Raw genomic sequence first — 26394 nt, forward strand, 5'->3', positions numbered from 1 at the left:
CGACAAGAGCGGCGCCAACACGGCTGCCATCCAGGGCATCAATGAAGACTCCGCAGCAGCCATCGAACTGCGTCAGATCAAGTATCTCAACAACATCGTSGARCARGAYCAYCGRGCSATCAARCGCATCGTRCGRCCSATGCTCGGATTCAAGTCCTTTCGCTGCGCGCGSATCCTRCTSGCCGGSATCGAAACCCTCCACATGATCCGCAAAGGCCAGCTTGATCGCCCCGAAGGACGAACCACGTCTGCGGCGAGCCAGTTCTATTCGCTGGCCCATTGAGCAGCAGACGGCGGCCTGACCTCGCTGGGCTCCGCGGCACTATCGCGACAGAACCGCCCACATTCACAATCTCGAGATCGTGGAGCGGCTCATTCGCAGGGGCCTCTATATGGGACCGATGAACGGCTTCTTCAGCATGGGCGGCGGGGGCGCCTGCGGTGCAAATCCGTTCGACTGGATGGAGCTGGTTCGGCGCACGCCGCACGGCTCTGTATTCACCTATCAGTCTGTTTTCCGGTTGTCCCACCCACTTGCGGCAATGATGATCGCGCTCGGCCAACACACCCGCGCCGGTATCGAGGACAACCTCTGGGACACGACCCCAGGCAAGCGCCTGACCTCGGTCCAGATGATTGAGAAGCATGTCCGCATGGCCAGGGAGCTCGGGCGCCCGATCGCGACCGCCGACGAGGCGCGCAAGATCCTCAAGATCGGCGTCACCTACAACTCGGTCGAGGAGACGCTGCAAAGCCTCGGTCTGCCGCCGAATCGCGCGGGAGGGGAGAAGGGCTTCATAGGCTACCCGGCGACCGATGGAAAAATCCGCGAGGCACAGGCGGGCGGATCGGACGGACACCCGCTCGCCGGGCACTAGCACTGGCACGCACAGGAGCAGCAATGAAAAACAGCATGACGGCCGGCGCGCTCCCGCAGGGGCAGGAGAGGCTCCAGGCTTGGGACCCGGAGTGGGCGGGAAACCCGTGGGTCAACGGGATCTTGCCTGTGAAGCTGATCGAACTCATCTGCATCGGACTGAACGCGGCCTGCACGAACCTGCAGTCCGAGGCCACGCGCCGCCATATCCGCGCCGCGCTCTCAGTCGGCGCAACACGCGACGAAATTCTCATGGTGCTCAAATGCGCCAGCTTGCTCGCGATCCATTCATGCAGCCTCGGCGCGCCGATCTTGCTGGAAGAAGCCAATGCGGCCGGCGTCAAACCGGCAGGACGCGACAAGGGCAAGCCGGTTCCTTTCTGCGACAAGATGCGGGCCATCGGCCAGTGGAATACGGCCTGGGACCCGTTCTTCGAACTTGATCCGGTGTGGACTGACCAGTTCTTTTCGGCCGGGGTCGGCGTCTATCAGAGCGGCTTGCTGTCGGCCAAGGATCTTGAGTTGTTGTCCATCGCCTTCGATGCGTCAATCACGCACATGTACGCGCCGGGTACGCGCCGTCACATCAAGGGCGCGCTCGCCCTCGGCGCGTCGATGGAAGAGATCATGGAAGTGCTCAAGGTGTGCGTGGCGATGGGCGTCGAGGCCTGTAATTTGGGCGTGCCCATTCTGGATGAGGAACTCGCTCGGCAGTCCGCAACCAGAGAGGCGGCGGGTTGAACTACGCCAGTCTTATTTCCATGTGGCCAGAACGTCTGCTATCAAGCGTGCGCGTAGGCCCGCTTCGGGCCCGGACCGCCACTCCGGCGCTCATGGAAGCGGACTTTCGATTGGGCACGGGATTAGCGCTGACCGCGCTTGCTTGGCCGTTTCGGCGCCGCTTGGTACGGCTACGTCGGCACTACCTTGAAACCGGTCGTCGATACGGAGATCACTGTGGCACCGGGATGACCGGAACCGGCGTCACAGCGTAAGTTCACCGAGCGGCAGGGAAAGACGGCAATCGCTGCACAACCGTCGTACGACGGCCGTTGTCCGATGGGCATCGTGCGGGATGAGGCGCGCAATGACCCGAAGCGCGGCTTCGTCGGTGGCTACGAGCTCGAAACGCTCGCGCTTGGCGTTCCATTCATGGCCGCGTTCCTGAATCCAGGCGGCTGGGGCCCGGATTTCACCGAATACATGGAAAACTACACCCACCTGGCCGGCATGTGGCTGGTGGGTGCCAGAGGAACCACTTCACGCGCTCGAGTTGGGCGAGGAGGGGCTTCTGGCCCACGCTGCGCAAGCCTCGTGTGGTCTGCAGGAGTTGCTCAACGCGCATCGCCACATGAAACCAGTCCAGGATGTGCTCGGAGCGCGCATGCAGGAAAGCTGTGCAATCTCACGCTTCGACTGCTCCTGCTGACGCTGTAGCTGGGAGGCGAGGTCGGTTGCTCGCTGATCCGCGCCGGCGGCGCGTTCGCGCAGGGTTGCAAGTTCGACCTGAAGCTCCTGGTGCTGGCGCGATCAGGCGGCTTCGGCAGCGCGGTGAACCGACTTCTCGTCCTGGAACGCCTGCTGTGCCGCCACCCGGGCAGCGCGGGCGGCGTCCAGGTCGGCCGCGCGTGCCTTCCGCTCCTTGGCCAGCTCGGCGTCGGCCTGGCGCGTGGTCATGCGCTCGCAATCGATCTCGGAGATCCGCAGCCGCTTCCAGGGCGACGCAGTGCGCCTCGTCTAGGCCGGCGGCAAGATCGTCTCGTCGGACATGACGCGGGACCGGTTCGCGTTCCGCTGACTGACCTGAAACCGGACGAAATGGACGCGCTGAAGGTGCTGATCGACAAGCTGGGCCCGCAAGGTCTCTGAGAACGCACGCACGCAGCCCGCGACAACCGGGCCGAGCGTCGGCTTACGCCGCGTCTGACCGGAAGTCAAGTGGAGTCTGGTAGTACGTGGCAGCACCTATGGGCCTGCGTGGGCGCACGGACGTTGGTCACGTGCACGCCACGATTTTCAACGCACCGTTGGAGGGCTAGTCTTCGAGCTGCCCGCGATGCGGGAGTGACGGTTGCGCATGGGTGTGTCGCGGACGCTCGACAYGCAATCTCCCTGGCTCGCATCGACGGCGAAAGCTTCGCCGGCGTCCAAGGCCCTGGCAATTGGCTGTCCCGCGTCGCAGACCGCAGCAAAGCGAACGCCTCGATTCGCTCACCGGCGCAGACCGCTCGAACAACAGACAGGAGACGACGATGCCCGCACTTTCGCCAATTGACCTGGCCATGTTCCTGCTCGAAACGCCTGCCCGGCCGTTCAACATCGGTCCGCTGGTCCTGTTGCGTCCGCCGGAGGGTTTCAAGGGCAGCTTTGCCGACAAGCTGCACGTCAAATTGCTGAAGCGCCCGCCCGGCCCGCCCTTCAACTACCGCTTCAAGCAGTCCTTGACCCGCCTGCCCTCGGTCGGGCCGATGACCGACCCCGACATCCGGGGGCACGTGCACCGCCTGACGCTCAAGGACGCGACGATGGACGGGTTGCTGAAAGAAGTCTGCGCGTTGCACGAGACGCCGCTCGACCGGTCCGGACTGCTCTGGCAGTTCCATGTCATCGATGGGCTGGCCGACGGCCGTGTGGCGCTGTACGGCAAGGCACACCACGGGATCATCGACGGGCGCACGTTCGTCAAGGCGGTCACGACGTGGCTCAGCGATGACCCGAAGGACAAGGTCGTGCGCGCCCTGTGGGACGGCGTGCCGCGATCCAGCACGGCAGACAAGGAGCGTACCGACATGGTGCAGCAGCTCATGAGCGCGAGCCGCCAGGTCAGCGGCGGGTTGCTTTCGGCAGTCGGGTTGTACGGCATGCTGGCCCAGCAAGGGCTGCGTTCGTTGAGCCTGGGCAAGGAGTTGGCGCTGCCGTTCCTGAAGGTTTCGCCGGCCTTCGACGGCGCGCTGTCGCCGAAGCGCAGCTATGCGTACTGCACCCTGCCGCTTGCCGAGATGAAGAGCCTCGGCAAGGCCCGCGGCGCCACGGTCAACGACCTGCTGCTGACGGTACTCGACATGGCGATGCAGCAGTACTTGCGCAAGCGCGGCGGCACGCACAAGGAGCCGTTGGTGGCCGACATGCCGGTGGCACTGGCCGACGCCAAGGGCGGCAACCAGATCGCGGTGCTTCAGTTTCCGCTGGGCAAGCCCGGCGCCTCGGTGGCCGAGCGGCTGGCCGCGATCCGCGCCGAGACGGGCCAGCTGAAGGAGCAATTGAAGACGCTCAGCAGCGACACCGTGATGCTCTACACCACCATCGTGCATGCGGTGCCGCTGCTGATGGAAATGGCCTCGGCCAAGGCGGCGCCGCGCCTGTCGAACCTGATGGTGTCCAACCCCTTCGGCCTGGCCGGCCAGCCGTACCTGATGGGCGCCGCGGTCGAGCTTGTGCTGCCGGTATCGGTGGTGGCGGCCGGGCACAAGCTCAACGTCACGGCGGTCTCGCTGGGCGAGCGGCTGCAGCTTGGCTTCCTGGCCATGCCCGAGGCGGTGCCGCACATCGAAGAGCTGGCGCGATTCACCGAACAGGCCTATGTGGAAATGCGGGCCGCGTTGGGCGCAAGCGTGCCGGCCGCCGAACCTGCCCCTACTCATGCCCCGTCGCGCGCACCGCGCAAGAAATCCGCCGCAGCGTCGCCCAAGGCGCCGGCCAAGACCCCCGCGCAGGCCCCGGCGGCGCGAAAGCGGGCGGCGCCGGCCAAGCGCAGCACGCGCCCGGCGTCTGCCTGATCACGTTACCTCACACGCCCCCACCAGCGCCAGGAGAAGGATCAATGAGAAACGCATTCGTCAAGACATACGTCGGTGTCGTGCTGCTGGCCGGCTCCGCCGCCTTGGCCCAGCAAGCCCCCAAGGCGATTCCGGTGTCCAAGCCTGCCACCGCAGCCACCGAGCGCGCCAACGAAGCGGTGCGCAAGGCAATGGCGATGGCCGACAAGYAAGACCTCGAGGACGCCACTCGGGGCAAGCTGGCCGAGCTGAAGGATCCGCTGGTCAAGGCGCCGGACGGGCGGGTCGTGTGGAACACGCAGAGATACGACTTCGTCAAGGGCGACGCGCCCGCGACGGTCAACCCCAGCCTGTGGCGCGAGCAGAAGCTCAACACCGCGCAGGGCCTGTTCAAGGTGGCCGATGGCATCTACCAGATTCGCGGCTACGACATCGCCAACATGACGTTGATCGAAGGCGCCAGCGGCTGGATCGTCATTGATACGCTGTTGACCGAAGACACGGCCCGGGCCGGCATGAAGCTGGCCATGGAGTACCTCCACAGCACCAAGCCGGTGGTCGCGGTGATCTACACCCACAGCCATGCCGACCACTTCGGTGGCATGCGCGGCGTGGTCGACGAGGCCGACGTGCGCTCGGGCAAGGTCAAGGTGATCGCGCCCGAAGGCTTCATGGACAACGCCGTCGCCGAAAACGTGCTCGCCGGCAATGCCATGTCGCGCCGCGCCAACTACATGTACGGCATCACGTTGCCGGCCAACGACAAGGGCTCGGTGGGCACCGGCCTGGGGCTGGCGCTGAGCAACGGCGCACCGGGGCTGGTGCCGCCGACGCACCTCATCAAGAAGACCGGCGAGGAGATGACCGTCGACGGCGTGCGCTTCCAGTTCCAGATGGCACAGGGCTCGGAGGCRCCGTCGGAATTCATGATCTATCTCCCCGACAAGAAAGCGCTGTGCCTGTCGGAGGTGGCCACCAAGCTGATGCACAACGTCTACACCATTCGTGGTGCCAAGGTGCGTGACGCGCTGTCCTGGAGCAAGTACATCAACGAGACGCTCGACCTGTATCCCGACGTCGAAGTGGCGTTCGCGAGCCACCACTGGCCGACCTGGGGCAACCCGAACATCCGCCAGTACCTGGCGAACCAACGCGACACCTACCGCTTCCTGCACGACCGGGCGCTGCATCTGGCCAACCAGGGCCAGGTGATGGATGAGATCGGCAACGAACCCTTCTTCCCGAAGGAGCTGGCCAAGGATGYCAGCTCGCACGGCTACTACGGCACGCTCAGCCACAACCTGCGCGCGGTCTACAACTTCTACCTGGGCTACTACGACGCCAACCCGGCCACGCTGCATCGCCTTGCGCCGGCCGATGCGGCCAAGCGCTACGTGGCCGCGATGGGGGGGGAGGCAGCGGTCATCGCCAATGGCAAGAAGGCCTTCGACGCCGGCGACTACCGCTGGGTCGCTGAGATGGTGAACCACGTGGTGTTCGCCAACCCGAACAACGCCCAGGCACGCGCGCTGCAGGCCGATGCGCTCGAACAGCTGGGCTACCAGGCCGAGTCGGCCACCTGGCGCAATGCCTACCTCATGGGTGCGATGGAGTTGCGCGCCGGCCCACGCACCTCGGGGGCCAGTTCGAGCGGGCCGGACACGGTGCGCGGCATGACCAACGAGTTGCTGTTCGACTTCATCGCGCTGCGCCTGAATCACGAGAAGACCGACGGCATGAAGGCCGCGATCAGCATGGTGTTCAGCGACACGAACGAAGTCTGGGCGCTGGAGCTGTCGAACTCGGTGTTGAACAACACCAAGGGGCGCGTGCTGAAGAACCCCGATGTCACGCTGACACTGACTCGCCCCGCCTTCCTGGCCATGCTGCTGCAAGGCAAGAAGGTGCCCGACCTGGTGCAGGCCGGCCTGCTCAAGGTCGAGGGCGACCCGAAGGGCTTCGCCGCCGTGGTGGCGAACGTCGTCGACTTCGATCCGCTCTTCAACATCGTCGCACCCTGATCCCCGTCACGGCCCTCACCACCCTCGCACCCAGGAGCAAATCATGACGGCAAGGCACTGGCACGCCAGCTATGGCGACATCCCGCGCGAGATCAACCCCGACGCCTACCGCTCGGTCACCGAGATGATGGAGCAGGCGATGAAGCGCTTCGCCGACAAGCCGGCGTTCCGCTGCGCCGGCCAGACGCTCACCTATGCCCAGGTGGACCGGCTGTCACGCGATTTCGCGGCCTACCTGCAGGCCGGGCTGGGCGTTCGGCGCGGCGACCGCGTCGCCGTGATGGCGCCGAACCTGCTCGCGTTCCCGATCGCCTTCCTGGGCATCATTCGCGCCGGGGCGGTGCAGGTGAATGTCAATCCGCTGTACACACCGCGCGAACTCGAACACCAGCTCAACGATGCCGGGGTCGAAACCATCATCGTCTACAGCGGCGTATCGGGCACGGTCGCCGATGTGATGGGGCGCACCCAACTGAAGACGGTGCTCACCACCGGCGTGGGCGACGGCAGCGGCGTGCAGATTCCCAGCCCACCGGTCGATGCGCGGCTGGGTACGGCGATGTCGCTGGCCCAGGCGCTGGAAGAGGGCGCCAAGCTGCCGTTCGAGCCGGTCGAGCTCCACGGCGACGACCTGCTGTTCCTGCAGTACACCGGCGGCACCACGGGGCTGTCGAAGGGCGCGTCGCTGTCGCACCGCAACCTGGTCGCCAACACCGAGCAGTTCAAGGCCTTCATGCCCGACAACCTGCGCCCAGGCGAGGAGGTGGTTGTCACGGCGATCCCGCTGTATCACATCTTCGCGCTGATGGTGAACTTCATCACCTACTTCTCGGTCGGCGCCGACAACTGGCTGGTGCCCAATCCGCGCGACTTCGACAGCTTCATCGACACGATGAAGAAGGCGCGCCCCACCGTGTTCATGGGCGTGAACACGCTCTACGCGGGGGCTGTGCGCGCACCCGAAGAGCAAGGAGATCGACTGGTCCAACCTGCGCCTGGCGGGCGGGGGCGGCGCGGCGGTGATCGGCGCGGTCTCCGACAAGTGGCTCGCGCTCACCGGCACCTTCATCCGCGAGGGCTTCGGCCTGTCGGAGACGAGCCCGATCGTGAGCTTCAATCCGGCCGCTGTACAAGCCTTCACCGGCACCACGGGGCTCCCGCTGCCCTCGACCGACGTCCAGMTGCTCGACGAGGAGAACCGCGTGGTCGGCATCGGCGAGCCCGGCGAGATCTGCGTCAAGGGCCCGCAGGTGATGAGCGGCTACTGGCAGAAGCCCGAGACCCAGGCGACTACGTTCACCGCGGACGGCTATTTTCGGACCGGCGATGTCGGTGTGTTCGACACCCAGGGCTTCCTCCGGATCGTCGACCGCAAGAAGGACATGATCATCGTCTCGGGCTTCAACGTGTTCCCGAACGAGATCGAGGCGGTGGCCACCGGCTGCCCCGGCGTCGTCGAATGCGCCTGCATCGGAGTGCCCGACGCGAAGTCGGGCGAGGCGGTCAAGCTGTTCATCGTCAAGGCGGCGGACGCGACGCTGAGCGAAGCCGACGTCGTCGCGTTCTGCCGCAAACTGCTCACCGCCTACAAGGTACCGCGGATCGTCCGCTTCGTCGATGCGCTGCCGAAATCGGCCGTTGGCAAGATCCTTCGCCGTGAACTGCGCAACGTGGCATGACGAGCTTCGACTATGACTGGCTGATCATTGGCTCGGGCTTCGGCGGCAGCGTGTCGGCGCTGCGCCTGTCCGAGAAGGGCTACAAGGTGGCCGTGCTCGAATGCGGCCGGCGCTATCGCGACGAGGACTACGCCGCCACGACCTGGAACCTGCGGGATTTTCTCTGGGCGCCCGCGCTGGGCCTGCGCGGCATCCTGCGCCTGACGCCCTTCAAGGACGTGTTCATCGCCAGCGGCTCGGCGGTTGGTGGCGGCAGCGTCGTCTATGCCTGCACCCTGTATCGGGGTGCACCGGAGTTCTTCGTCAATCCGCAGTGGGCCGGCCTGGAGGACTGGGCGGCCACGCTCAAGCCCCACTACGACACGGCCGAACACATGCTGGGCGTGAACACCGTTCCTTTCGAGAGCGACGGGCAGAAATTGCTGATGGACGTGGCCCGGCACTTCGGCGTGGAGAAGACCTTCAGGCGAACGCCGGTGGGCATCTTCTTCGGCGAACCGGGCACCCCCGTGCCCGACCCCTACTTCGGCGGCCAGGGGCCGGAACGCACCGGCTGCACGCGCTGCGGCGCCTGCATGGTGGGTTGCCGCGTCGGCGCGAAGAACACGCTCGTGAAGAACTACCTGTGGTTCGCCGAGAAGGCCGGTGCGCAGATCCTGCCGGAACACGAAGTCGTCGACATTCGGCCGCTGGGCGCGGCCGACGGCAGTGACGGCTACCGCGTCACGACGAAGCGGCCCGGTGCCTGGTTCAACAAGCAGCGGCGCAGCTTCAACGCGCGCGGCGTGGTCGTGTCCGCCGGGGCGCTGGGCACCAACCGGTTGCTCGCCAAGTGCAAGCACGGGGGCTCGCTGCCTGGCATCAGCGACCGGCTGGGCGAACTGGTGCGCACCAACAGCGAGTCGATCCTGGCCGTGACCCTGCCTGACGAGAAGCTCCAACCGGGCAAGGACGTGGCCATCAGCGCCAGCATCCACCCGCGGCCGGACACGCACATCGAATTCGTCACCTACGGGGCCAAGGGTGACTTCATGTCGACCCAGTTCACCATGATCACCGGCCAAGGCACGCGCCTGACCCGCCCGTTGAGGCTGCTCGGCAGCATCGCGCGCCACCCGCTGCGCTTCGCCAAGGTACTGTGGCCGTTCGGCTGGGGGCGGCGCACCGTCATCTTCCTGGTCATGCAAAGTCTCGACAACGCGATTGCCTTTCGCGCCAGGCGCAGGTGGTGGGGCGGTATCGGCTTGAGCACCGAGCAGGACAAGGAAAAGCCCAACCCGACCTTCATCCCGGTGGCGAACGAGGCTGCGGAATGGCTGGCGCAGCACACGGGCGGCATCGCCCAGAGCATGGTGCTCGAAGCCCTGGCCAACATCCCGTCGACCGCGCACATCCTCGGCGGCGCGGTCATCGGCAAGGACGCGGGCAGCGGCGTCGTCGATCGGCACAATCGCGTCTTCGGCTACCGCAACCTCCTCGTCTGCGACGGGGCGGCCATGCCGGCGAATCCCGGCGTCAACCCATCGCTGACGATCACGGCCATCGCCGAGCACGCGATGAGCCACATCCCTCTTGCCGCACAGAAGCCGCACCCATGATCCCCATGCCGGTCCTCAACGCGGCACTGCGCCTCGGTGTCAAGCGCCTGTGGCGCAAGGGCGTCACCGTCGACGAATTGCGCAGGAAGGCCCGGGTCCTGGACGCCGGGCTCCAGCTCGCCGGCAACAGGATCCGCGTCGCCCGCGTCGATGCCAACGGCGTGTCGTCGGAATGGATCGGGGGGGAGGGCGCGGCGCGATGCGGCGTCCTGCTCTACCTGCACGGCGGGGCTTTCAGCCTGCACCTGCCCAACGGCTATCGGCAACTGGCGTCCAGCCTGGCCCGGAAGACCGACCTGCGCGTGCTGGTGCCAGCCTATCGCCTGGCGCCGGAGCACCGCTATCCAGCCGGACTGGACGATTGCTTCGCCGCCTACCGCTGGCTGGTCGAGCAGGGGTTCTCGCCCGAGCACATGGCCGTCGCAGGCGATTCCGCCGGTGGCAATCTCACATTGGCCTTGCTGATGCGCCTGCGTGATGAAGGGCTGCCATTGCCCACCTGCGCAGCGCTGATGTCGCCCGTCACCGACCTCACCGGCGGTAGCCCGTCGGTGCATGGCAACGAAGGCAGCGATGTGCTGTTCGACCGGCATGCACTCACGCTGGTGCTGTCGACCTACCTCGACGGTGCGCCCGCGGACGATCCCGCCGTGTCGCCGCTGTTCGGCGACTGGGCCGGACTGCCACCGCTGCTGTTCCATGTGTCGGGCAGCGAGATGCTGCTCGACGATTCGCTGCGTGCGGCCGAGCGCGCCCGCGCCTGCGGCGTCGACGCCCGGGTCAAGGTCTGGCCCGGCATGCCGCACGTCTTCCAGCTGTTCGGCATGCTGCCGCAGTCGAAGCAGTCACTCGACGAGATCGGCGCCTTCTTCGTCGAGCGCTGCGGCCTCAAGCAGCAGTCCCCGACGCCCGCCAGCGCGCATTCGATGGCGGCGCCTTCATAGGAGCGCAACCCCATGGACACCATCGTTCGGCACATGCAAGACACGTTCGAGCAGCAACGCCTGGCGTTTCTCGCGAAGCCGTATCCCACCCTCTCCGAGCGCAAGGCCAAGCTGAAGGCCCTGAAGGTCCTGCTCAGGCGCTACCAGGATCGCATCGCCGTGGCGGTGAGCGCCGACTTTGGCGGTCGTTCGCCGGCCGAGACGAAGCTGATCGAGGTGCTGGGGCCGATCCTCGAGATCAACCATGCGCTGCACCGCCTGCGCCAATGGATGGCGCCGCAGCGCCGCGCCACCGAGTTGCTCTTCCTGAGCAACAGCGCGCTCGTCAACTACCAGCCCAAGGGCGTGGTCGGCGTGATCACGCCGTGGAACTTCCCGTTGTACCTGTCGCTGGGGCCGCTGGTCGCCGCGCTGGCCGCAGGCAACCGCGTGATGATCAAGATGTCGGAGTTGTCTCCGCGCACCACCGAACTGCTGGCGCAGATGCTGGCTGAGACCTTTGCCGAGGACGAGGTCGCGGTCTTCGGCGGCGAGGTCGCGCAGGCCCAGGCGTTTTCGCACCTGCCCTTCAACCATCTGGTGTTCACCGGCTCGCCGGCGGTGGGCCACCACATCATGCGGGCGGCCGCGCAACACCTGACGCCGGTGACGCTGGAGCTGGGCGGCAAGTCGCCCGCGCTCGTGGCGAACGACAGCGCGCTGGAAATGGCGGCCGAACGCGTCGCGCACGGCAAGGCCTTCAGCAGCGGCCAGGTCTGCCTCGCGCCCGATTACGCACTGGTGCCGCGCCACCAGGTCGATGCCTTCGCCGGTGCGGTGGAACGATCCTTCCGGCGCCTGTACCCCACGGTGCAGGGCAACCACGACTACACCAGCATGGCTTCCGAGCCGCATTCGCAGCGCATCCGCGATCTGCTGGCCGAAGCCACCGCCAAGGGCGGCAAGGTCGTCGCCTGCGGCGACAGCGGATCGGGGCGACGCATTCCGCTGCATGTCGTCACCGGCGTGCGCGCCGACATGCGCATCGCCAACGAAGAACTGTTCGGGCCGATCCTCCCGGTGGTGGGCTACGACTCGCTCGACCAAGCCATCGACTACATCTCGGCCAGGCCGCGGCCCTTGGCGCTCTACGCGTTCGGATGCAAGGACGCGGACCTTGAGCGCCTGACGAACCTCACGCATTCCGGCGGTCTGTGCGTCGACGACTGGGGGTGGCATGCCTTCAACCACGACCTGCCTTTCGGCGGCACCGGCAACTCGGGCATGGGCACCTACCATGGCGAGGAAGGCTTTCGCGAGCTGTCGCACGCCAAGGGCACCTTCAAGCGTGCGCGCTGGTTCCCGATGAGCCTCTTCTATCCACCATACGGCAACCTGGTGCAGCGGCTGGTGTTCAAGTTCTACCTGGGGCACGCCGACCCGTCGCTCGCCGATTCTTCGCTCGGGCAGCGCGCCACCCAAGTCCCGTTGCAATGAGCGGCTGTCGCTGGGCCTCAGGCGGTGCTCGTGCCACGCGCCGGATTGGGAAACAGCAGCGGGCCGAGCATCCCTCGCCGGAACGGCTTCCACTCGCCCTCGGGCTGTGCGAGCCGGTCGGCCAGCGCATAGAGCACTGCGGGGTGGGTGTCGAGGCCGAAGTGGCTGCCGAGCACTTCAATGTTCTCGGCGCGTGGCCCCGTAGTCTCCAGGCTGCAGCGCCAAGCCACGATGCCGTCGCTGCGGCTGAAGATCGACGTGGTCGGCACCGGCGGCTTGCGCGCCACGAGCTTCAGGCGAGGCGCATCTTCGGCGCTCTGGCCGCTCAGGCCTTCATAGACGCGCCAGGCACGGGTCGAGCGCGGGCTGCCCTTGAAGGGGCTGCCGAGCGTCACGACGCCGCGTACGAGCTTGGGATGGCGGTTGGCCAGAAAGCGTGCATACGCCCCGCCGAGGCTCTTGCCGACCAGGCTCACCTTGCGGCCTTCCTTCGCGTGCAGTTCCTTCAGCTTCCTGACCATGGACGCCTCGACGCCGGCGCGCGGACCGAGGTTGCGACCCTGGCCCCATCCGTGCACGTCGTAGCCGCGGGCCTTCAGGTAGCGCCGCAACAGGAGCGTCGACGAATCGCCGGATGTCAGGCCGGGCAGCACCAGGACCGGATGGCCGTCGCCGCGCGGYGCCAGTTTCAGCAGCGGCCACACGGCGAGCGTGGCACCGGCTTCCCACAGGGCGCGGAACTCGGCGAGCATCAGCAAGACAGAGGGGGCACGGTCGGGTCGCAGCATGACTGCTTTCATATCCAATCTCCTGCCGGCGGTGCCGGCGGTGCCGGCGCATCGGTCGGCCGGCACGGCTCGGCCTGGTGCGCCAGCGGGCGAGGGTGGCGCGGCCTCGAAGGCAATGCGCCGCAATGGCGCCTTGTTGGCCGCGATTATTCCGATGGACGAGGAAGGAGTCCAATGCATATTCAGGGCGCGACCCATGCACTCGATGCAATGGCATCGGACGGCTCTGTCGTGCCGGCGCGAAATTGGGGCAATTGGACTAACTATCGAACCGTTCTAGTTTTCAAGGCCTAGGGCTTTTCAAAGAAGATGACCCCATCGCGCCAGAACCATGGCGCGTTCCCTCAACTTCAAGGAAACCACCATGTCCACGCAATCCATCTCCACCGCCGCCATCCACGTCGTCGGCCAATACAACGACGCAGGCAAGACCCTCGTCAGCGCCTACCGCGCTGGTGCGCATCGCCTGCTGGGCGGCGCCGCGTCGCGCTACAGCGCGTTCCTGGACGCTCGCGAACTGCCGATGGTGAGCGACGATGACAAGGCCCGCCTGCTGAGCGCGCAAGAGCAGGTGACCGGTTTCCTCGCGAACCGTCTTGACATCGACACCAGCAGCATCGTCGCGCTGATGGATCGCGTGGCCACTGGCGCGACCAACGGCATCGAATCGATCGCCAGCATCGCCGCCCGCATCGAAGCGCCGCTGGGTGCCTCGGCCATGAACGCTTTCCACAGCGTGCACCAGCCGATCGCTGACGTGTCGGTGAAGATCGCCGACACGGTCGCCGCCGGCGCCAAGCAAATCGAAAGCCGCGTGTCCGGCAATGACAATGCAGTGGCCAAGGAAAAAACCGTGAAGGCCAAGCCCGCAACGCGTCGTGCCCGCACGAGCCGCGCAGTCAACAAGGTCTGATTCCGGAGGCGGGCGACCGCCTCTCTTCCGTAACGTCCCCTGGAGCAACGCATGGCGACTCGCCGCGATGAAACTGACAGCGTGAAGAAGAAGGCGGCGCCGCCGGCCAAGAAGGCGGCGCCACCGCCCAAGAAGACGGTGCCCGCCAAGAACGCCCCAGCGCGCAGGAAGCCCGCGGCCAGGGCGGTTGTGCCCACGATCGCGCCACCCAACGATAAAGCCGACCAGACTGGCCCGAAAGGCCTCCTGCGCGCAGGCCTCAAGGCGTTGGGCACGGTGCGCGACGATGTCGTCAAGCACCAGTCCAACGTGATCGAAAGCTTCCTCGGCCTCGGCAAGACCGATCCCGCGAGCGACAAGAGCATCCCGCCGCGCTTTCCCGGCCTCGAGACTTTCGGCATCCGCAAGTTCGAGGACGTGTTCGATCAACGCGTCGCCACGTCGCTTCCACGCCTCGGCATGCCGAGCGCCCAGGAATTCCAGGAACTGCGCGAGCAGATGCGACTGCTGCTCGACCGCGTCGAGCGGCTTGAAGCCGGTCGGCGCAAGCGCTGAGGTCCGGCGGACAGAGCGATCTTCAGCCCGTGGCCAGTTCCAACACGCGAGAACGCATCCTGCAGACCAGCCTTGCGCTGTTCAATGCGCAGGGGCTCGCGGCGGTGTCGACGCACCGCATTGCCGCCGAGCTCGACATCAGCCCCGGCAACCTCCACTACCACTTCAAGGCCAAGCAGCTCATCGTCGAGCGGCTCTTCCGGCGTTTCGAGGAAAGCCTCGAACTGCTCAATGCATCGGCAGACAACGTGCGTGCGATCGACGACCTGTGGCTGGCGCTCCATCTGCGCTTCGAGGCGATCGATGGCTACCGCTTCGTCTATCGCGACATGGCCTTTCTCTCTAGTGAATATCCCGCGCTGGGCCAGCGCGCCCAGGCGCTGACGGCGCAAAACCTTTTGTCGGCCAAGTCGCTGTGCGAGACGCTGGTCGCCGCCGGTGTCATCGAGGCGACCGCGGAGGAGGCGCAGATGCTGGCGCTGCAGATGGTCTTTACCACGACCTGCTGGCTGTCGTTCGAGCGCCTCGTGCCGGGCCGCGATGCCTTGCGGCAAGCCGACCCGGGGTTTGCGGCTTTCTACACGCTGACGCTGATTTCTCCGTATGTCTCGCGCGAATCGAGGGCTTACCTCGATTACCTGCGGGGCAAATACCTCGGATGAATAGCGCTGTCGGCCGATTGGCTTGGTGGCATCGCGACTGCCCATTCAAAATGAACGACACAAGGAGCATCGAGGATGACCGCGGCTCATGAACCCATCGCGCCGCCTTCGCGGCTGCTGCTCCTCGCCGAAGGACGTGCCCTCTGGGAGGTCGGTGCCGCCGTGGCGCTATGGCCGCTGTTGCAACTGGCGCCGCGCGGCGACGGCCATCCGGTGCTCGTGCTGCCGGGGCTGATCGCGAGCGACCTTTCCACCAAGCTGCTGCGGCACTATCTGCGCAGCCGCGGCTACGACGCGCACGGGTGGGGCCTGGGCCGAAACCTCGGGCCGCGCGATGGCGTGGAAGAGGGCATGGCGCGCAAGCTCGAATCGCTGCATGCCCAGAGTGGCCGCAAGGTCAGCCTCGTCGGGTGGAGCCTGGGCGGCGTCTATGCGCGACAGCTCGCGTCGAGCTGGCCGGATCTCGTGCGCAGCGTGGTCACGCTGGGCAGCCCATTCACCGGCAGCGCYCGCGCGACGAATGCATGGCGSGTCTATGAGGGTGTSAGTGGCCTGAGTTCGGAAGATCCGCGCCGCATGAAGCACGTGCAGCGGAGGCCTTCGGTGCCGACCACGTCGATCTTCAGCCGCAGTGACGGCGTCGTCGCTTGGCGCTGCAGCATCGAGGAAACCGGGCCGCAATCGGAGAACATCGAGGTGGTGGCGAGCCACCTGGGTCTTTGCGCGCATCCGGCGGTGCTGTTGGCATTGGCCGATCGTCTGGCCCAGCCCGAAGGGCACTGGAAGCCCTTCGATCGCGGAATGTTCGGGCCGCTGATCTATCCCGATCCCGCGCGTCCACACTGAACTACGGTGCGGCTGGTGCCGTGTCACGCCTGCCGACGAAGACGTTCGCATGAAAGTCGGCTGCCTCTTGGCCACGATGTTGCACCACGGCGCACACCGCGTCGATCATGATCGGCGCGTCGCAGGCTTTAAGCCTCGTGTCCGGCCAGGTCTGGGCAGGCCGCCTAGTCGACGCGGCCCGGGAAGGCGCTATCAGGCGCTTGAACTGCATCCTCGCCCAGCGAGGCGATGTTGGCCACAGGCTGTTTGACGGCGGACTCCACGAATCTGGTGGAAATACGCTCGCCACATAGGTACCGCTCGCCGCCGGTCGAAGCGGTCAGGGCGATTTCGGCTCAGGATGTCCCATTCCTCCTATCGTCCATGTCATCGATGAGGTCCTCCCGCAGCTCACGCGCTTGGCGCTCGCCGATGAGGGCGTGAACGGATCGGTCGGTCATGAACGCCTGCGCRCCGCCGCAGTCCTCGGGCGGCGGTGCGGCTCTGTGTCCTGCAGTGCACGGCGGCTAGCTCAGCCTGAGGTCAACCGGTAGGGTCGCTTCGATGCGCAGATCATGCATCCAGCTGTCGCCCAGGTCGTACTCATAGGTGAATCGTTCGCCGAGCCGCAGATGCAAGTCGCCGATCGAACCGCGCGGGCGTCGGTGGAGAAATGCAGGCCCCCGTTCTTGAAGACGCCGTATTCGCGCCCACGGATATCGAAGCGATGGAGGTGCAGGTCTTCCCACCCGAACGCCACCTGCAGGATGTGGTGCAAATGCGCACTGTTCGTGTCGCGGCACACGAGCAGTCGGCGCCAAATCAGCGGGCTGATGTGGCGGCGCAGCACCACTCGAAGTTGCAGGATCGGCTGCCCGGAAGCGGCCCCAGGTTCCATGCCCGAAGCCTACTCTGCTGCAGCGCACATCCCTACGCACTGTGAGCGCTCTACAGCGGTGCGCCACCGCTGGAGAAGGCGAAGATCCTGGATGAGTTCGTGGCTTGAACGGCTATCACTGCAATCACGCCGTTCGGGTGTTGCAAGAAGAGGCCACCGCGAAGGAAACGCGGGCACGCAATCGTCTGTTGCCGAGGCGGTGCGGCAAGCGCTGACGGTGCTGTGGGAGGTCGCCGATCGAGCCTGCGGCAAGCAGCTGAAGGCCTTGAGCCCGATGTGGGTCGATGCGTTGGAACACCATCGCCACCTCGACGTGGACCGCGCTCCGGTGGCACTGGGCCGAGGACCTCCACAGCCAGCACGGCTCTACCAGCGGACCTTGATGCCGAGCGAAGCCTGCACGGAGGATTTCACGGTGGCGTCACCGCCGATGCTCCACAGATGGCCGAGTTCCCCGTAGAGGCTCGTCGCTGCCGTCAGCGCCAGGGTCGCGCCGGCAGCCACTTCGGCGGCGCTGTAGCCGCCTCCGCTCGCGATGACGGTCGCTCCCGCCGGTCCGATGAAGGTGGCCGCGTCGTCGCCGAAGCTGGCGTAGTACAGGTTCAGGCGCCCATAGGGCTGCAGCCGTCCGCCGCCCGCTGCGAGATCCCCCTTGATGCGCACGCCGAGCCGACCGATCCAGCCGCTGTCCGCGTCCTGTTGCACGCGCGCGCCGCCGAGGAACAAGTCGTCGAAGCTGCTGTGCTGCCAGGCGAGCTGCGCCTGCGGCTCGATGCTCCAGCGCTCGTTGACCGCAAAGGGTTTTCCGCTTTCGATCGAAGCCGTGAAGCTGCTGGCCTTGCCGGAGACCCGGGGATTGATGTCGGGTTTGACGTCATAGCGCTGGCTCGCCCCCTGCAGCACGCTGTCCACGTACCAGCCACTGGCATCCATCCAGGTCGCGTATGCGCCGAGGAAGCGCGAGCGCAGGTCATTACTGCCCACGCGCGCCGTGAGCCCGCGCGCATTGCCGGCGACATCGGCGCTACCGTCCAGATAGCCGACATAGAGTCCTGACTTCCAGTCTTGGGCGACGAACAGGTCGGAGCCAACCTGCAGGCCGCTCACGTGTCCATCGCTACGGGGCTGCGCAATGCCCGGTTGATCGATGTCGAGGTCCGCATACACGAGGCGGCCCCAAGCCCGGCGCGTGCCTGCGGCCGTTGCGGCTGAAGCGGTGCCGGCGCTGGAGCCAGGGCCGGCGGCGGGATCCTCATCGCCCATGCGCCGATGCAGGTTGCCCAGCATCGCCAGATCGGCTTGCCTGAACTGCGCCGGCAGGRCTGCCACCAGCGGCACTTCGGCCCGATAGGTCGGCACCTGGACTGGAGGAAGCGAGGGTGGCAATGRCAGTCCCGCCGCCGGATCCGCTGGCGGTATCACAGGCGGAACGACTGTCGTCGTCGACCGCAGGTACCAACTCTCGCCCGCGCCCAACGCATCGGCAGCGTGGAGCCGGTATTCGAACGCGCCTGCATCCACATGACCCCCCACCAGGCTGAAAGCGCTCTTGGTGGTTTGCGCTGTCGTGGTGGCGCCATTGAGCGCACTGATGATCTCGATGCCGCTGCCCGTGGTCAGCGCACCCAGGCCACTGAGGTTGACGACCTGCACGCCGGTGCTGCCGTTCGCCACGGCCGCGGGACCCTCGAGAACCAGCCTGTCGCTCACGCTGGCGCTGCCGGCCAGGGCGGTGCCGAGTCTTAGCAGTCCGCCATTGCCCACATACGGCCCTGTGACCGTGAGCGTACTGCCCGCCACGCCACTCGCCAGGTTGACCGTGCCGCTGTGGGTCAATGCGGCGACGCGCTGGTTGAAGCCTGCCGTGTCGAGCGTGGCGCCCTGCGCCACCGTGTGGGCCGAAGCGGCGCTGAAGGTATTGGCCGCGCCCGCGCGCAAGGTGCCGGCGGCCACGGTGGTGGCCCCCGTGTAGCTGTTGGCACCAGTCAGGCTGAGCGTGTTGGTGCCGAGCTTGGTGACCGAGCCGGTGCCGGAGATGACGTTGCCGAAGGTGAAGTCGTCGGAGCGAAGGAAGGCCAGCGTGCCGTTGTCGATCACGTCCCCCACGATGGACCCGGTCGTGCCGCCGTTGCCGAGCTGCACGGTGCCCGCGCTGATCGTCGTGCCGCCGGTGTAGCTGTTGGCTCCCGTCAGGACCAGCGTGCCCAGGTCGGTCTTGTCGATACCGCCGATGCCGGCCAACTGCGACGCGATGGTGGCCACGTAGCCCGCGCCCGGCGCCGTGCCGTCACCCACGCGCACGATGTTGCTGCCGGCGGCCAGCGTGATCGGCTGGCCTTGCACCACATAGCCGCCGGTCGCGAACTGCATGCCGCCTGAGACCACCGCGCCCAGGCTGTTGTCGACCGTGACGGCGCCTGGCGATCCCGCAAAGATCGCGAAGCTGCCATTCGTGTAGGGTGCGTTGATGGCGCCGGTGGATTCGGTCCAGTTGGCGTTGCCGGCCGAGGCCTGCCAGACGCCGTCGCCGCCATTGACTACGGCATTGTTGCGCGGTGCGGTGCCGCCGTCCCAGAAGTTCAGCGTCAGGCCGGCCGTGTTGATCAGGTTGACCTGCCCGGGGATGGAAGTCTGCACCAGATTCACGCTGCCGGCGGGCTGCGTGCCGAGGATGAGTCCGTTGTCGGTGAGCGCGCCACCGTAGCTGATCACTCGCGAAAGGCCGGGACCATAGGTGCCGCCCGGCGGGACGGTGACGTTGATCGTGCCGTCCAGCGCGAGGTTGCCGCCCACCACGGTCAGGTCGTTGAGCGGCCCGCCGACGACGCCGGCCTGCCCGAATTCGTAGTTGAGCACCGAGGCGTTGGTGAGCGCCAGGTTGCCGTTGATGGTCAGGGTGCCGGGCGAGTTGCCGGGCGCGAGGATGCCGTCGGCGATCGAGACGCTGCCGCCGATCGTGCCGGTGCCCCCGAGCGTGCCGCCGCCGGAAACATTGAGCGTGCTGGCCGCGGTGCCCAGGATGCCGTTGACCTGCAAGGTGCCATTGCTCACGCTGGTGCTGCCAGAGAAAGCAGCGCTGTTGCCGCTGAGCGTGGTGACACCGCTGCCGATCTGCGAGAGGCTCCCGGCGCCGGAGATGGCGCCGCCCAGGGTGACGGCGTTCGAACGGTTGAGGACCAGGGCGCCGTTGTTGTTGATATCACCCGCGACAGCACCGGTGGTGCCGCCATTGCCCAGTTGCAACGTGCCCGCATCGATGGTGGTGGCGCCGTTGTACGTGTTGTCAGCGGTCAGCGTCAGCGTGTTGGTGCCGAGCTTGGTAACGGCGCCTGTGCCGGAGATTGCGCCAGCGAAGGTGACTGGGTCCGAACGGTTGATGACCAGGGCAGCGTTGTTGGTGACGTCGCCAACGATGGAGCCGGTGGCGCCGCCGTTGCCCAGTTGCAGCGTGCCCGCGCTGATTGTCGTGCCGCCCGTATAGGTGTTGCTGCCGGTGAGCACCCAGGTGCCTGCGCCGTTGGCGACCAAGCCGCCGGCGCCGGAGATGACGCCGGATGCGCTGTTGGTTGCACCGCTGAAACTGCCGCCGAGCGTGGCGGTGCCAAAGGCGATCGCCATGGTGCCGCTGAGCGTCAACGCACCGCTGCCGTCGTTGCTGATGGTGCCGTTGTTGATGTTCCAGACGCGGTTGCTGCTGGCGCCCGCGCCGGTATAGCTCAATCTGCCGCCGAAGTTGATGAGGTTGAAGGGGCTAGAGGCGCCTGAGCCGGTGCCGAGGGAGCTGACGGTTCCCACATCCGCGAGCACCGGGGCCTGCACCGTCACACGCGTGATGGTGTTGTTGCCGGTATAGGTGTTGGCGCCGCCGAGGGTGATGGTCTGCGTGCCGGTGCTGATACCGGTGTAGGCCACATTCTTCGCGAAGCCGCCGCCTTCGCTGATCACGCCGAGCAAAGCCATGTTGGCCCCAGCGGCGTTGAAGGTGCCGCCCACCGGCCCGTTGCCGCTCATCAGGATATCGCCGGTCAGGGTCAGGGTACCGGCGCCCTGAGTGCGCAGCGTAGTGCTTCCCCCATTGATGGCGTTCTGCAGCGTCCAGTTGCGGTTGGAGTTGCTGGCGCCACTGCCGGTGTAGTTCACCGTCGTGCCGCCTTGGGAGGCGTTCACCAGAACGGTGCCGTTGGCCGCCGTGATCGGCGCGCCCAGGGCGCTGGCCACGCCCAGGTTGGCGATGGAGGCGAACGAAAATGAGACGGCGGCCGTGCCAGTCCCATTGAAAATGGTCTGGCCGGTGTAGTTGCTGGCGCTGTTGTTCAGGGTGACCCCCGACTGCACGAGGAGCCCGCCGGCGCCGGTGAAGCGGGCCCCGGTCGCCCCGCCGCTCAGGGTGACGTTGCCGCTGGTCAGGGTGACCACCCGGCTGTTGGCGAGCGAGCCGGTGAGGTTCAGCGCGGTGCCACCGGCCATGGTGATGCCGTTCGCGGTGTTGCCGAGGGCGGCGTTGGCGTTGACGCTCAGCGTGCCGGCATTGACGGTGATGCCGCCACTGAAGGTGTTGGCACCACTGAGCGTCAAGGTGCCAGCGCCGGCCTTGATCAGGCCCGTGGTGCCGGCGATGACGGAGCCGATGGTTGCGGAAGCGGTCGTGGTAACGGTCGGCGTCCCCCCGCCAAGGGTGAGGGTCGACCCGCTGAGCGTGTAGCCAGCGGTGTTGAAGGTCAGGTTGCCGGCGGTGATGGGGATGCCGAGCGTGACCGCGCCAGCCGTGCCGGCGAAGACGGCGCTGTTGAGACTACCGTTGTTCCATGCCGACACCGTGCCGCCGGTGCCCGTCGAGTTGGTGTTCCAGTATGCGTTGGTCGTGTCCCAGACGCCGGCGCCGCCCAGCCCCGCAGCGGTGCCATTGGTGTCCCAGTACAAGGTCTGCGCGTCTGCAGAAGCGACGCAAGCGAGCACCAGGCCCAGCGCGGCCAGTTTGCCACCCGTGCACCGACCGCGGGATGAGGTCTCCGGTGCCGCCACCCAGGTGCCCGATGCGGCGTTCCAAAGGCTTCTGAAAGTCCTGTTCATGCAGCGTCTCCAGCTTCGCGGCTCTCGAGTGGTTCGGCCTCTTCGTTCAGCTCGGCAGGTCCGTGTCGATCGGACGCCACGATGCGCAGCAGGCATGCCACGGCGACGGTCGCCAGGACGGCGAACAGCGCCCAGACCCAGCGCTCGAAGGCGACCAGTCGTTCGGCGAATGTCTCGCTGAGGCTCGCGAGAATTGCGACCGTCATCGCCAATGCGGTCGCCAGAATGCAGTCGAGTGTGAAGATGTCCCAGGCAAGGTCATCGTGGAATCTCGCGAGCCACGTGATTCCAGGTCGTTGCTCCATGTTGGCCTCCTGATCGCATTCGCCCCCTGGAAAGGATTGTGAGTCCGGCGTGCCGAGCGACCTATCCCGGCAGCCACGGCATCACGTACGTGGATCCGGCTGTGCATCGCGGTGTGCTCGTCAGCCAAAGGTATGCATCGGTGCACTCTGGATCGTCACGTTGGTGTCAGGAGAGTTTTTTTGACTGCCGAGGTTGCAACCCGTACGGGTCACCCGGACGATCGAATGCTGACCACCGGGTCGCGCTTGCGCTTCAACCACGCAATCGTTTGGGTACGCGCTTGCAGTGACCGATTGTTCAAAAGCCAGGGATAAATGGGGGGCCCCTTTTGCGCTGAACGCGAACGGGCTATCAGGCGTCAATCAGGTGCGGCGACGGGAAGGGTGAAGTGGAACAGGGCGCCGCCTTCGGGATTGTGCGAGGCCCAGAGCTTGCCGCCGTGGGCCTCGATGAGCTTGCGACCGATCGCCAGGCCGACGCCCAGGCCGCTGGACTTGGTCGAATAGAAGGATTCGAAGATGCGTTCGAGGTCGCCCTCGGGGATGCCGGCACCGCTGTCGCGCACCGCCACTTCGATCTCCTCATGGTCGTTGACCGTCACTCCAACGGCGATGTCCCGTCGCGCACCTGGCCCGGCCAGGTCGATCGCTTCCATCGCGTTGCGCAGCAGGTTGAGGACGACCTGCTGCAGGTGGATCTCGTCGACCGTCACGACCGGCAGCCTTCCGCTTGGGGCCGAGTGAACGTGGATGTCGCGCAGATCGCAGTCTGTCTTGACCATGCCGATGCATTCGTCGACCGCCCGCATGATGTCGATCGGCTTCGGGTCCAGATCATGGCGCTGCGCCATGCCTCGCATGCGTGTCACGACATCGCCGGCCCGGGTCGCCTGGCCGATGACCTTGTCCAGGAGCTCGACCACCCTCGGCAAGTCGGGCATCGCCGTTTCGGCGCGGCGGCGCGCTGCCATCGCATAGTTTTCGATCGCGCCCAGCGGCTGGGTGATCTCGTGGGCCAAGGCGACCGACATCTCGCCAGCCGTATGGACGCGAACCAGATGGGCCAGCCGCTCACGCCAATGCGCTGCCTCGACCTCCGCCGCCAGCTTGCGCCGCTCGGCGGTCTCGTGCGCGTGCAGGCTGGCGAAGACGCCGGCCAGCAGGGCGATGCCGGGCGTCAGCGCTTCGGGCCACGGTTGCTCGCGTGCCACGCTGGCGATCGACAGCGCGCCCTCGATCCGCCCGGCCACCGAGATCGGCACGACCATCAACGAACGAACGCCTCCGGCCTCCAGCGCAAACCGGTCCTGCGATGCCACGGGCGGCAGATCGGCAAGGCGCGGCAAGCGAACGACCTGGCCGGCCGCCACCTGGGCACTGACCCAAGGCAGCAGGCCGGACATTTCCGCGGGGGCCGGAGCATCGACCCCCTGCGCATCCCAGCGCCGGGCGGGGCTGAAGTGCGCTTCGACGCCGACATGCTCCCAGAGGGAGACCTGCTCTGCCCCCACGAACTCACCGAACTGCTGCAGGCCGGATCCGATGGCGCTGCCTTCCATGCCTGGCTGGACCAGCACCAGAGAGGCCAGGATGCTGCTTGCCAAACGTTCAAATCCGATCGCGATGTCAAGCGCCTCCTGGGCCTGTTTGCGGGCCAGCGCGCTGCCGAATACCTGGGTCAGCAGCCTCAACTGTGCCAGCAGGCTGTCGGGCCATGAGCGTTCGGCCCGCACGCAGCTGAAGCTCAGCGAGCCGTGCAGATCGCCGGCGACGACGATCGGTATCGTCGCGTGAGACTTGAGCCCGACGCCGATCAAACCTTCCTTGTCGCTGTCCGCCTCGGGTGGCAGGTCGTCGAGCCGCTCGAACACCGTTGGCAGGTTTCGCAGCGACCTCGACATGATCCAGGGAAACAGGGAGCGCGACGGCAACGCTTTCGGGACCGGCTCGACGCCCTCGACCGCGAACGAATGCGTGATCTCGATCCATCCGGTCAAGGGGTCGAGGCGGTGAAGGGTGCAGCGATCGATCTCCAGCGTTCCGACGATGCGCTGGAGGCTGTCCTGGATGGCGCGGTCGATGTACTGCGGCTCCAGGTTGATGAAGCTCGCCGAAAGTTCCGACAACAGGCGCTCGAAGCGCAGCCGGTCCGCCGTCAGCTCGGCGTGCGGGTCTGGTTCATGTTCCATGGTGCGTATGAAGAGAGTATCCCGTCGTCCAGGCGCCGGGCTTGTGTAGCCACCGATGCGGCGCCATCAGGTTTGGGCAGAGGCGTGCTCCGGCTGCACGGCCACATGCCGCAACTCGCATCTCACGATTTTGCCGACCGTGGATTGTGGCAGTCACCCGAATGTGGGCCGGCCAGACTCCGGCGTATGTCCGGGAGCGTCGAGGCTGATGGGGGTGGGGTGGGTGCACGTACGTGCCCATGAGTGGGCGCCGGGATGGCGACCTCGAGAGCGGGTGTCCATAATGGCCTGCTCGAAACTAAGGGTGCCCTCGATGTCGTTCAGGTCTTCAGCCTGGGTATCACGCGTCGCCGTGACCGTCGCAGCGTGCGCGACTCTGCAGGCACAGGCGGAGATGAGCGCGGAAGAGCTCGCGAAGCTKGCMCARAATCCGGTCGGCAACCTGATCAGCGTTCCGTTCCAGAACAACACGAACCTGAATTACGGGCCGGAGAAGGGGACGCAGAACATCCTCAACATCCAGCCGGTGATCCCGATCTCGGTCAACAAGGACTGGAACATCATCACGCGCACGATCCTGCCGGTCATCTCGATGCCGGCGCTGGGCCCGGGCATCGACAGCACCAGCGGCGTCGGCGATGTGGTGATGACCGCCTTTCTCTCGCCGGCCAACCCCGGCAAATGGATCTGGGGCGCCGGCCCGGTGGTGCAGATGCCCACCAACAGCAGTTCGGAGCTGGGCAACAAGAATTGGGGCCTGGGTCCGTCGGCTGTGGTGCTGCATCTCGACCACGGCAGCCCGTGGGTTTACGGCGCGCTGTTCAACAACATCTGGTCGGTGAGCAGCAGCAGGCAGGGCGGCTCATACAACAACTTCCTGCTCCAGCCCTTCATCAACTACAACTTCAGCGGCGGCTTCTATCTCACCACCGCCCCGATCATCACGGCCGACTGGAAGGCCGACAGCAGCCAGCGATGGACGGTGCCTCTCGGCGGCGGCATTGGGAAGATCTTCCACCTCGGCAAGCTGCCGGTGAACACGCAGCTCTCGGCGTACTACAACGCCGTGAAGCCTGACAACGGCGCCAACTGGCAGATACGGGTGCAAGCGCAGTTCATGTTCCCGAAATAGTCACGCAGGTTGTGGCGGCCGATCGGCTCCGCACCCGAGCATGGGGCGAAAAGATCGCGCGAAGCTGCTGGCGGCCAAGGGTTGGCGATCGGAGGCGGCGATCATCGCCGTCGGCCTGAACCCTGGCACCGCGACCGTCGAGAAGTCCAGGCATGGTGCGATTCGGGGTTCCCCCGCTCACGGCTGGACATAGGTCTTCAAGTTCTTGCAGGCGCTCTCGAACATCGATTCGAAATACATCTTCGACAGTGGCCCGCCCATGCTGATCGTGAGATGCGGGTCCATCGCAACGCGRTAGGTGAACCGGGTCTTGCCGGGCTCGGTCTCTTCGAGCTGGTAGTCCTCCGCCATCGCGTGGGTGAGCGGCATGGAGGAGCCGGTCACGTAAAACGCCATGCGGCGATCCTTCTCCCAGATGAAGAAGTGTTCGTCGAGCGTGGCGGCGGCCAGCGAGACAGTGCGGGTGGTGCCGACGCCATACGGCTTGTCGCTGGTCCAGACCACTTTGTGGATGGCATGGAACCAATGGGGCCAGGACTCGCCGTCTTCGAAGATGGCGAAGACCTTGGATGCCGGTGCATCGAGATCGACGACGTTCTTGAATTGCATGGGCGCGGTGTCGAAGAACGACGCATCGACCGGGCGACATTGAAAGTGCATGGCGATCCTTTGTCAGTGTTCAGTGT

General features: G+C 66.2%; 20 protein-coding genes and 4 pseudogenes. 16 read left to right on the plus strand and 8 right to left on the minus strand.

Going from position 1 to position 26394, the window contains the following annotated elements; genetic code table 11:
- The 4 genes and pseudogenes from AC1D2K_RS04040 to AC1D2K_RS04055 all read left to right on the plus strand — a co-directional run.
- Positions 1-283: DDE-type integrase/transposase/recombinase (locus AC1D2K_RS04040; RefSeq protein ID WP_478086501.1), on the plus strand; the 283-nt coding region annotated here is incomplete at its 5' end.
- A gap of 61 nt (positions 284-344) precedes the next feature.
- Entirely contained in the window at positions 345-878 is a 534-nt protein-coding gene (locus tag AC1D2K_RS04045; protein ID WP_478086532.1) for a 3-keto-5-aminohexanoate cleavage protein, read from the plus strand.
- A gap of 23 nt (positions 879-901) precedes the next feature.
- Positions 902-1618: a carboxymuconolactone decarboxylase family protein gene (locus tag AC1D2K_RS04050; protein WP_478086503.1), complete on the plus strand. Its 717-nt coding sequence runs from the start codon at positions 902-904 to the stop codon at positions 1616-1618.
- A 315-nt stretch (positions 1619-1933) separates the two neighbouring features.
- Positions 1934-2122: pseudogene (locus tag AC1D2K_RS04055) on the plus strand (GMC family oxidoreductase); the annotation flags it as partial.
- 285 nt (positions 2123-2407) lie between these two features.
- Here the strand turns inward: AC1D2K_RS04055 and AC1D2K_RS04060 are convergent.
- On the minus strand, positions 2408-2554 hold the full coding sequence (locus tag AC1D2K_RS04060; protein ID WP_478086535.1) for a hypothetical protein: 147 nt from the start codon (positions 2552-2554) through the stop codon (positions 2408-2410).
- A 78-nt stretch (positions 2555-2632) separates the two neighbouring features.
- Here AC1D2K_RS04060 and AC1D2K_RS04065 point away from each other — a divergent pair.
- From AC1D2K_RS04065 to AC1D2K_RS04095, 7 genes and pseudogenes are all read left to right on the plus strand, one after another.
- A pseudogene (locus AC1D2K_RS04065) lies at positions 2633-2746 on the plus strand (5-dehydro-4-deoxyglucarate dehydratase); the annotation flags it as partial.
- Positions 2747-3129: 383 nt separating this feature from the next.
- On the plus strand, positions 3130-4653 hold the full coding sequence (locus AC1D2K_RS04070) for a wax ester/triacylglycerol synthase domain-containing protein (protein ID WP_478086504.1): 1524 nt from the start codon (positions 3130-3132) through the stop codon (positions 4651-4653).
- Between the two features lie 44 nt (positions 4654-4697).
- Positions 4698-6674, plus strand: a complete 1977-nt coding sequence (locus tag AC1D2K_RS04075; protein WP_478086505.1) for an alkyl/aryl-sulfatase — start codon at positions 4698-4700, stop codon at positions 6672-6674.
- Between the two features lie 43 nt (positions 6675-6717).
- Positions 6718-8353, plus strand: a pseudogene (locus AC1D2K_RS04080) (AMP-binding protein).
- A complete protein-coding gene (locus AC1D2K_RS04085; protein ID WP_478086507.1) occupies positions 8350-9951 on the plus strand; it encodes a GMC oxidoreductase in 1602 nt (533 codons plus the stop codon). The pseudogene AC1D2K_RS04080 and the gene AC1D2K_RS04085 overlap by 4 nt, the downstream one beginning before the upstream one ends.
- Positions 9948-10895, plus strand: coding sequence for an alpha/beta hydrolase (locus AC1D2K_RS04090; RefSeq protein ID WP_478086508.1), 948 nt, complete (start codon positions 9948-9950; stop codon positions 10893-10895). The genes AC1D2K_RS04085 and AC1D2K_RS04090 overlap by 4 nt, the downstream gene beginning before the upstream one ends.
- A gap of 12 nt (positions 10896-10907) precedes the next feature.
- Positions 10908-12371, plus strand: a complete 1464-nt coding sequence (locus AC1D2K_RS04095) for a coniferyl aldehyde dehydrogenase (RefSeq protein WP_478086510.1) — start codon at positions 10908-10910, stop codon at positions 12369-12371.
- Between the two features lie 17 nt (positions 12372-12388).
- Here the strand turns inward: AC1D2K_RS04095 and AC1D2K_RS04100 are convergent, their stop codons facing one another.
- The gene (locus AC1D2K_RS04100) at positions 12389-13171 is read right to left on the minus strand and encodes a serine aminopeptidase domain-containing protein (RefSeq protein ID WP_478086511.1); all 783 of its coding nucleotides are present in this window, start codon (positions 13169-13171) and stop codon (positions 12389-12391) included.
- A 352-nt stretch (positions 13172-13523) separates the two neighbouring features.
- Here AC1D2K_RS04100 and AC1D2K_RS04105 point away from each other — a divergent pair, with 352 nt between their 5' ends.
- The 4 genes from AC1D2K_RS04105 to AC1D2K_RS04120 all read left to right on the plus strand — a co-directional run bounded on the left by AC1D2K_RS04105 (position 13524) and on the right by AC1D2K_RS04120 (position 16135).
- On the plus strand, positions 13524-14072 hold the full coding sequence (locus AC1D2K_RS04105) for a hypothetical protein (RefSeq protein WP_478086512.1): 549 nt from the start codon (positions 13524-13526) through the stop codon (positions 14070-14072).
- A gap of 138 nt (positions 14073-14210) precedes the next feature.
- The gene (locus AC1D2K_RS04110; RefSeq protein ID WP_478086513.1) at positions 14211-14627 is read left to right on the plus strand and encodes a phasin family protein; all 417 of its coding nucleotides are present in this window, start codon (positions 14211-14213) and stop codon (positions 14625-14627) included.
- A 29-nt stretch (positions 14628-14656) separates the two neighbouring features.
- Positions 14657-15289: a TetR/AcrR family transcriptional regulator gene (locus AC1D2K_RS04115; RefSeq protein ID WP_478086515.1), complete on the plus strand. Its 633-nt coding sequence runs from the start codon at positions 14657-14659 to the stop codon at positions 15287-15289.
- A gap of 75 nt (positions 15290-15364) precedes the next feature.
- Positions 15365-16135 (plus strand): esterase/lipase family protein, encoded by a 771-nt coding sequence (locus tag AC1D2K_RS04120; protein WP_478086517.1) that lies wholly within the window; start codon positions 15365-15367, stop codon positions 16133-16135.
- Between the two features lie 506 nt (positions 16136-16641).
- On the opposite strand, the gene AC1D2K_RS04125 is transcribed toward AC1D2K_RS04120, so the two are convergent.
- The 5 genes and pseudogenes from AC1D2K_RS04125 to AC1D2K_RS04145 all read right to left on the minus strand — a co-directional run bounded on the left by AC1D2K_RS04125 (position 16642) and on the right by AC1D2K_RS04145 (position 24576).
- On the minus strand, positions 16642-16863 hold the full coding sequence (locus AC1D2K_RS04125; protein ID WP_478086534.1) for an IS1096 element passenger TnpR family protein: 222 nt from the start codon (positions 16861-16863) through the stop codon (positions 16642-16644).
- Positions 16821-17012, minus strand: a pseudogene (locus tag AC1D2K_RS04130) (IS1096 element passenger TnpR family protein); the annotation flags it as partial. The pseudogene AC1D2K_RS04130 and the gene AC1D2K_RS04125, both read right to left, overlap by 43 nt.
- 366 nt (positions 17013-17378) lie before the next feature.
- Positions 17379-22082, minus strand: coding sequence for an autotransporter outer membrane beta-barrel domain-containing protein (locus AC1D2K_RS04135; RefSeq protein ID WP_478086518.1), 4704 nt, complete (start codon positions 22080-22082; stop codon positions 17379-17381).
- Positions 22079-22387: a hypothetical protein gene (locus tag AC1D2K_RS04140; protein ID WP_478086519.1), complete on the minus strand. Its 309-nt coding sequence runs from the start codon at positions 22385-22387 to the stop codon at positions 22079-22081. Before AC1D2K_RS04140 ends, AC1D2K_RS04135 begins: the two co-directional genes overlap by 4 nt.
- Positions 22388-22746: 359 nt before the next feature.
- Positions 22747-24576, minus strand: coding sequence for a sensor histidine kinase (locus tag AC1D2K_RS04145; protein WP_478086520.1), 1830 nt, complete (start codon positions 24574-24576; stop codon positions 22747-22749).
- Between the two features lie 394 nt (positions 24577-24970).
- Between AC1D2K_RS04145 and AC1D2K_RS04150 the strand changes: the two genes are divergently transcribed.
- Positions 24971-25708 carry a transporter gene (locus AC1D2K_RS04150; protein WP_478086522.1) on the plus strand — a complete coding sequence of 246 codons (738 nt, stop codon included), beginning with the start codon at positions 24971-24973 and terminating at the stop codon, positions 25706-25708.
- Positions 25709-25885: 177 nt separating this feature from the next.
- Here the strand turns inward: AC1D2K_RS04150 and AC1D2K_RS04155 are convergent, their stop codons facing one another.
- Complete coding sequence (locus tag AC1D2K_RS04155) at positions 25886-26368, minus strand: SRPBCC family protein (RefSeq protein ID WP_478086524.1); 483 nt, start codon at positions 26366-26368, stop codon at positions 25886-25888.
- Positions 26369-26394 lie beyond the last annotated feature (26 nt).

This window comes from Variovorax sp. P1_H12_2 (assembly GCF_056405335.1).